The 8,430-nt window shown below is 30.3% G+C and carries 5 protein-coding genes; all 5 read right to left on the bottom strand.

Going from position 1 to position 8,430, the window contains the following annotated elements; genetic code table 11:
* Positions 1-146 precede the first annotated feature (146 nt).
* Entirely contained in the window at positions 147-1,712 is a 1,566-nt protein-coding gene (gene caiC / locus CP960_RS11295) for a crotonobetaine/carnitine-CoA ligase (protein WP_101185598.1), read from the bottom strand.
* Between the two features lie 19 nt (positions 1,713-1,731).
* Entirely contained in the window at positions 1,732-2,946 is a 1,215-nt protein-coding gene (gene caiB, locus CP960_RS11290; RefSeq protein WP_101185597.1) for an L-carnitine CoA-transferase, read from the bottom strand.
* Positions 2,947-2,963: 17 nt separating this feature from the next.
* On the bottom strand, positions 2,964-4,100 hold the full coding sequence (caiA, locus tag CP960_RS11285) for a crotonobetainyl-CoA dehydrogenase (RefSeq protein ID WP_228152069.1): 1,137 nt from the start codon (positions 4,098-4,100) through the stop codon (positions 2,964-2,966).
* Positions 4,101-4,132: 32 nt separating this feature from the next.
* Positions 4,133-5,641, bottom strand: a complete 1,509-nt coding sequence (gene caiT, locus CP960_RS11280) for an L-carnitine/gamma-butyrobetaine antiporter (protein ID WP_101185599.1) — start codon at positions 5,639-5,641, stop codon at positions 4,133-4,135.
* Between the two features lie 385 nt (positions 5,642-6,026).
* The coding region (locus CP960_RS11275; RefSeq protein ID WP_101185596.1) for a methyl-accepting chemotaxis protein at positions 6,027-8,430 on the bottom strand (2,404 nt) is incomplete at its 5' end.

Here is an 8,430-nt window from a genome sequence, read left to right as displayed (position 1 = left end):
ATAAACATATTGTAAGCCAGTTTTACCATCAAAAGCAGCACCACTTCCAAGTGCAAAAAGACTTAATGCTTTCCAGTCATAATCTCTTTTAAAAGGACCAAATGTTTGTCCTACCATCTCTGTTTTTATTGCCATCTTTTTTTCCTTTAACAACAAGATTGTCTTAATACATCTTTTTTTAATTTTCCTAAACATGTTTTAGGAAGACTATCGCAGATTTCAATTTTACTAGGGACTTTAAAATCTGCTAGATGTTTTTGACAATAACTTATAATTTCATTTTCTGTTAAAATTTCACTCTTTTTTAACACAACAAATGCTTTGATTAATTCACAGCATATTTTGTCAGTGACTCCAATTACTGCACTTTCGAGTATTTTGGGATGGGAAGATAAAAGGGTTTCGATTTCACTAGCCGAAACATTCTCTCCAGCGCTTTTTATAAGGTTTGACTTTCTATCTACAAAATAAAAATATCCATCTTCATCAACATATCCTGTATCACCAGTGTGAAACCATCCATTATTATCTAAAACTTTTTTTGTTTCATGTTCATCTTGATAGTATCCATTAAAAATAGTTTTTCCTGGTATACCTTTTATATAAATTTCGCCAATAGTATTAGGAGTTACTTCTTCATTGTTTTCATTTATAATTTTTACTTCATATGAAAAACCAACTTTTCCTATTGATGGCCATTTTCTTTTATCGTGGGGGCGATCTCCAATAAGTCCAACAATAGTTTCAGTCATTCCATAAGAAGTTAAAAGTTTCACATTAAATCTGTTGATAAAGGCATCTTTGTCTTTAGTAGGTAGTGTTAGATAATAAAATACTTCTCTTAAACAATGGTTTTTTTCCCATGCTTTTTTAGGTTGAAGTAATAGCGTACATATAATTTTTGGAATACACTCAGTAATAGTTGCTTTATAGCTACATACTTGGTTCCAAAACTTTCTTGCACTATATTTTTCTAACAATACAAGTGTTGCACCTGAGCTAAATGTCGGCATAGCAGCAGTACATTGGAAGTCAATATGCCATGCAGGCATAACTGTCAAATATATATCGTCTTTTGATAGCTGACATTGCCATGATGTATAATGTCCAGCAAATAATAGATTGTAGTGAGTAATCACTACACCTTTAGGTAATGATGTTGTTCCAGAAGTGAATAAAATCTCTGCTGTATCTTGATTATTGATGTCAATTTTATCAAAAAAAGAACTACTTTGTTTTTTGTATGAATCATTAAAATTTATAAAATTATTAAAACTTATATTCTCTTTTCTTGCAATTAAGATATTTTGTATAGGACACGTTATTTCTTCTTTTAATTGTTTATATATATTTAAAAACTTCTCTTCTGTTACAACAAGTTTAGGCTTACATTTATTTATTATGTATGATGTTTCATTATATAAATAGTGCGCATTAATAGGAACCATAATAGCTCCTATTTTACAAAGGGCAAACCAACTGAACATAAGTTCTGGACAATTATTTATATGTAGTGCAACTCTATCTGCTTTTCTTACTCCTAAGCTAAGAAATAGATTTGCTACTTTATTTATGTTCTCATTCATTTTTGAATATGAATATTTGTATGTATTTGCATTTATATCTTCAAAAATTAGAGCAGTTTTTGAGTTATACTGCTTTGCTAAATGTTCCCATAATTGTCCTACACTCTTTTGTTCAATAATATCCATTGAAATACCCTTTAAAAATTTATCCTATATTAATAATTTTGTTTTTTGCTAATTGGTTAATATTCTCTTCTGAGTAACCAAGTTCATTTAAAATACCTTTAGTATCCATTCCGTAAGATGGTTTTGCTCTCCAGATTTTTCCTGGGTTGTTTTTAAACTTAGGCATTACATTAGGACCAGTTACTTTTTTACCTTCCATTGACTCCCATTGAGTAAATGAATCTCTTGCAATATATTGTGGATTTGATTGAAGTTCATGGACATCAAGAACTTTTGCCCCAGCAATTTTATAATTTGCAAGTAAAGCTAGTGCTTCTTCAATTGGTAATGCTTCAAAGTATTCATCTAATTTATCTTCAAAAAGTTGTGCTACTGACATCTTTCTTGAAATAAGTTGAGTACCTTCAGGAATCTCTTCAGTTCCAATATATTCTGAAATACCAAGTAGATTAAAAATCTCTTTAACTTGATTTCCTCCAACTACTTCAAATACAATATATCCATCACTACATTTATATAATCCACAACCAGCATATAGTGGGTCTTTACCTTTTATCATTCTAGGGCACATTTCACCACCATTTAAGTAGTCCATCATGTAGTATTGACCAACTCTTAACATTACTTCATACATAGCAACATCAATACTCTCTCCAATACCTGTTTTTTGTGCATTATAAACAGCAGCTAAAACAGAACTAGTTACAGCAAATCCTGCCATATAATCAGCTGTATATGGAAATGCTGGCATTGGTTGGTCAACATCACCATTTTGCATTAGGTAACCACTAAAAGCTTGAGCAATAGTATTATATGCAGCTAAATGTGTGTACTCATCTGTACCATATTGACCAAAACCTGATAGGTGACCAATTACTAATTTTTTATTTTTTTCCCATAAAAGTTCATCTGTAATACCTCTTTTAGCAAAAGCAGGACCTTTACTAGCTTCAATAAATACATCAGCATCTTCTATAAGTTTTAAAAATACTTCTCTACCTTCTTCTGAGAATACATTTAAAGATAATGCATGAAGGTTTCTTCTTGATAATTCTGGGTAGTTTGGTTGAACTCTAATCGTATCTGGATACGCAGAGTGTTCAATCCAAATTACTTCTGCTCCCCACTCAGCAAACATTTGTGCTGAGAAAGGACCTGCAATTTCAATTGCAGAAAATACAACTTTCATTCCTGAAAGAGGGCCAAATTTAGGTGTTTGTACTTTTTTAGACATAACTCTTCCTTGAATAATTATCTATATCTTTTTAGAACTTCTCGTCCTAAAGTTAAGATTTGCATCTCATCAGAACCACCAGAAAGTCTATCAATTCTTAAATCTCTCCAGAATCTTCCAACTCTATGACCTGTTACTCCAATACCACCAAGAACTTGCATAGATGTATCAATTACTTCAAATGCTGCATTTGCACAATAGTATTTGCACATTGCAGAATCACCTGAAGTAGCAATTCCTTCATCAGTTTTCCATGCAGTTTCAAAAATCATATTTTTCATTGAGTTAAGTTTGATTGCCATATTTGCAAACTTCTCTTGAATTAATTGAGTTCTACCAATAGCTTCACCAAATTGAACTCTTTGATTTGCATATTTTGCTGCATCTTCAAATGCACATAAAGCAACACCATAGTTTGTGCAAGCAACTAAAAATCTTTCATCATCGAACTCAGCTTTAACTCTATTAAAACCTTCACCTTCTGTTCCAAACATGTCTTTTTCTTCTAGCTCAACATTATCAAAAACAACTTCACAACAACTATCCATTCTAAGACCTAGTTTTTCTAAAGGAGTTAATTTGATTCCTGCTTTTTTCATATCTACAAACCATTCAGAGAAAATAGGTTTTTCACTATCTGCATCTTTTGCCATAACAATTAAATATGGAGTATGTAAACTACTTGTAATAAAGCATTTTTGACCATTTAAATAAACTTTTCCATCTTTTCTTTTATAAGTTGTTTGTAAACTTCCAACATCTGACCCTGCACTTGGTTCTGTAATGGCAGAGTTAAACATCTGTTCACCAGTACCTCTAAATTCAAAAATTTTATCAATTTGTTCTTGAGTACCATGTCTTAAAATAGTACTGAATCCTGGTAGCTGATATAAGATATAAGTTGGAGCACCATGTCTTCCTAACTCTTCCCAAATTGCAGCTAATGTAACCATAGATTCACCCATTCCTCCATGCTCTTCTGGTAAAAGCATAGTATCAATACCAAGTTCTGCTAACTCTTTTACCCATTTAATTGGGTACTCATGTTTTTCATCGCATTGGGCAAAATAAGCTTCCCAATTTTCTCTTTCCATTAACTCTTTTACACCGTCAACAAAAAGTTCTTGTTCGTCAGTTAATTTAAAACTAATCATATTTATTTACCTTTTTAATTTATTTTTTGATTTTAATACCATTTATTTTTCTTGGAATCTTTAAAGAAAGATACTAAGATTAAGATATTTACAAAGAATAGTGGGCAACCACCTGCAATAATTGCAGTTTGAAGAGGTTTTAATCCTCCAAGTGCTAGAAGTGTAACACCAATAACACCAACGATTAAAGACCAACCAATTCTTACCCATAATGGAGGTTCGCTATAACCTGAAGCTTCTTTACAAGTTGACATTGCAAGTGTATAAGAACAAGCATTGATTAATGTAATAGTTGCAATAAAACAAAGAATAAAGAATCCCCAAATAGTAATTGTTGAGAATGGAAGTGATGCCCATGTTTCAATAATAGCTCTTGGAATACCTTCAGTTTTTGCAATTTCTGGTAAGTTTGCTAAACCTTTAATCATTACATTTACAGTATTACTTCCTAAAATTGTCCACATTGCCCATGTCGTAAGAGTAAGTCCAGCAACCATATTTATACAAATTTCTCTAACTGTTCTACCTCTTGAAATTCTTGCAAGGAAAATACACATTTGAATTCCAAATGTTACCCACCATGCCCAATAAAAAACTGTCCAACCTTGTGGGAAACCACCTTCTCTAATAGGGTCAGTATAAAATAGCATTCTACTTAAACTATCTAACATAACACCAACAGAATCTGTAAAATAATTAACTGTAAATGTAGAAGCCCCTACAATTACAACCCAACCAAGCATAATAATAGTTAAGTAACTTCTTATATCACTTGCAACTTTAATACCTTTATTTAGTCCAAAAGCAACACAAATTGCATTGAAAACTACCCATGCAGAAATAATCATTGTGTCAAGTTGTAAAGTTCTTTCAATACCAAATAACCACTCCATACACTCAGTTACAAGTGGAGTTGCTAATCCTAAACTAGTACCCATTGCAAGAATAAGTGCAACAATATAGAAGTTATCGATTATTGTTCCTAACCATCCGTTAGCAAGTTTTTTACCAACACTAGGTTCAATACAACCACTTGGTCTCATTACATTGATTTTTTTTACCCAAATAAAATAACCAAAAGCAACAGTTAATACTGCATAACCAGCCCAAGGTAGTGGACCCCAGTGAAATAAGCTATATGCTAATCCAAACTCTTTTGCAGCAGGAGAAAATGCTTCATTTGCAAAAGGAGGGTAAGCTATGTAATAGTATGCTTCAATTGTTCCCCAGTAAAGAACCGCTGCTGAAGTACAAGAAGCAAACATTAAGAAAATCCAACTGAATGTACTAAATTCAGGTTTTTCATCACCTAAAGTATTATTTTTCATTGGACCAAAAACTAACCAAGCCCAAATAATCCCAAATACAACCATATACCATTCAAAAGCCCAACCCCAGCTATTAGTAATATAACTAAAAACTTTACTAATTGTTGCATTTGCAGCTTCAAGGTCTTGTACTACAAGGTATCCAAGAATTACAACTACAATCAGCGAGGGGAAAAAAATCTTAGGCTCAATACCTACTTTTTTTGTCTCCATTTTTAAACCTCCGTTTAAAATAAATCTTCCTTGCAAATAATCAACTAATAAACCATTTGAAAGAGATAAAAGAATTAAAACCAATTACTTAATCGCGATATGTAAAATATCACGATATTTAAATAATCATGATTTTATTGTAGAAAATGATACACTAATCATGATTTTTTGTCAAGAACTTAAATATAAAAATTAATAAAAAAGATTAAAAAAATAATAATTGTTTTGTAAAAAATAGTTTTTTTATGATTTAGCAATAAAAATATTTATTTTTGAACTACTTTATTGAAGAAATTTAATCAATAAAAAGAGATTTCTAAGAAGTAAATAAAAAAATTGAAATTAAAGTTTTAATTTAAAGAAAGAATAAAGTTAAGAGGAGAGTTTAAAAACTCTCCCACTCATCGTTGTTATTGTTATTTGAAGTTATTGCTTCACTTTTAAGATTTTTTGGTTTATTAGCTACTTGTTTTGTACTTGTCTTTTCTTGTGTAAGAGTTGATTTTTTAGTTGTTTTTGCTTTTATATCATTTTTACCTAAAAACTCTTTTTTATTAGTCTCTTCAACAATTTCATTTGCAATTGTTTGTGTTTGGTTTGCAATATCTTTTGTATCATTTGCTATTGATGCATTTTGTTGTGTTTGTCTATCTAACATATTTACTGCATCATTGATTTGAGTTATTCCTGTACTTTGTTCTTTACTTGCATTTGATATATCATCAATTAACTCTAAAGTTTTTACTACATTTTCATTTAAATTTTTATACCCATGTATCATTTTATCTGAGATAACTTTACCATCATTTGCTTTTACTGTTGCATTTTCAACAATCTCTTTAATCTCTTTGGCTGCTTGAGCACTTCTACTTGCAAGGTTTCTTACTTCTCCTGCAACTACTGCAAACCCTTTACCAGTTTCACCTGCAGTGGCTGCTTCTACTGCTGCATTAAGAGATAATATATTTGTTTGGAATGCAATTTGGTCAATTACTGTAATTGCGTCATTTATTGAAGTAACTTGAGTATTGATTTCATCCATTGCTGCAGTTGTTTGTGTTGCTAAACTTTCACCTTCTGTTGCAGAGTTTTTCAAATCATTTGCATTTTGTGCCATTTTTAATACATTTTCATTATTATGTGTAATATTAGAAGTTATCTCTTCAATTGCAGCAGCAGTTTCTTCAATACTTGCAGCGGCTTCATTTGAAGATTGACTTAAAGTATCTACATTTGAGAGTAAAATATTTGCACTATCTTGTAAAGTTAAACCATTTGTTTTATTCTCTACTAGCATATCATTGATAATATTTGCAAGTGCATTAAATCCATCTACTGTTTTTCCAGTAGCATCTTTAATTCTATAGGTAAAATCAAGTTTTTGATATTTATCAAGAGCTTCTTCAATTTTTGTTAAATCACTTGATATATTAGTTGAAACTGTTTCAAGCATTTCATTGAAAATAATTTTTAAATCTTCTAAGCTTTGATTGTTAGTAGATGATTTGATTCTATTTTTTAAATTCCCTGTTTTAACTTCTTTTACAATTAATTTAACATCTTGAATTAGATTATTATCTTGTTCAATTAGCTCTTGAGTTTTATTTATATTTTCATTTATCATTTTAGACATTTTCCCAAACTCGTCATTTGAGTCTAATTCTATTTTAACATGCTGTTCATTCTCTTTATTTAGATATTTGAAAAATGAATCAAGACCATTAGTAATTATAGTTAGATTTTTACTTAAAGGTTTTGTTACAACTAATATTACAAGAGCTACAATTATAAAACTAATAATACCTATAATAATTGAGAATATTTGTAAATCATGGGCATCTTCTAAATACTCTTCAATAGGCATAGTAAGTCCAAGTGCCCACTTTACATCACTTTTTCCTAGTTCAAAAGGTTCAATATGATAATAAGAGTATGAACCAGTTAGCGGTGTTTCTCTTTCATAATTAAAAGTTTTATTGTTATTTATAGACTCAATAATATCATTTGCTTGTGTATATTCTTTGTTGTCAGTTACTTTTTGAGTAAGAAGTTTCTTATCAGGATGTCCTACAATTGTACCTTTGTCTGATAATAAGAAACCATAACCACTTTTAAAGATTTTGATTTTAGCAATTTTATCAACTAAACTATCTAATGAAATATCAATTGTAGTTGCTCCTAAAAACTTATTATTTTCTGTGATAATTGGGGCTGAAACAGTAACCATTAATACATTTTTACCTTCAACTTCATAATTGTAAGGCTCTGTTACATAAACTTTTTTTGTTTGTCTTGGTACATCTACCCACTCTCTACCTTCTGCAACTGTTGTAAGACCTTCTACTACTATTTTTGAATTAGACTTATAAAGATATGGAGCAAATCTTCCTTGCTTATCATGACCATTTGTACTAGCTAGCGAAGCATCATTTTCAAACATTGCATCAGTATCTAAATCTACTGCCATAGCCAAAGCAAAATCAGCATTTTTAAGCATATCTTTTGCAATAGCAATAACCAACTCTTTTGAGTGATTATTTTTTTCATACATCTCTTTTATTACACTAGCAAGTGAGCTAACAGAGTTTAAAGCTTTTTCTAAATCTTGCTTTGATTCATAAGCATATTTTTTTGCTAAAGTATCAATATATTTTTTTGAAGATTTCTCTGAAGAACTATACGTATTTGATGAGATTAAAAAAATACTTATAATAGATGATATAAGTATTATTGATAATATACTTATCAACAACTTTTTAGTAAATGTCCAATTTGAAAACATAGGTTCC

Origin of the sequence: Malaciobacter halophilus, assembly GCF_002837275.1 — a bacterium.
Taxonomy (GTDB): Bacteria; Campylobacterota; Campylobacteria; order Campylobacterales; family Arcobacteraceae; genus Malaciobacter; species Malaciobacter halophilus.
The sequence above is the reverse complement of the archived record's forward strand: the minus strand, read 5'-3'. Positions and strand labels throughout refer to the sequence as shown.

Bases quoted from the DNA above. Each gene is read 5' to 3' on its own strand.
- caiC (WP_101185598.1), bottom strand. From the start codon at position 1,712: ATGGATATTATTGAACAAAAGAGTGTAGGACAATTATGGGAACATTTA.
- caiB (WP_101185597.1), bottom strand. From the start codon at position 2,946: ATGTCTAAAAAAGTACAAACACCTAAATTTGGCCCTCTTTCAGGAATG.
- caiA (WP_228152069.1), bottom strand. From the start codon at position 4,100: ATGATTAGTTTTAAATTAACTGACGAACAAGAACTTTTTGTTGACGGT.
- caiT (WP_101185599.1), bottom strand. From the start codon at position 5,641: ATGGAGACAAAAAAAGTAGGTATTGAGCCTAAGATTTTTTTCCCCTCG.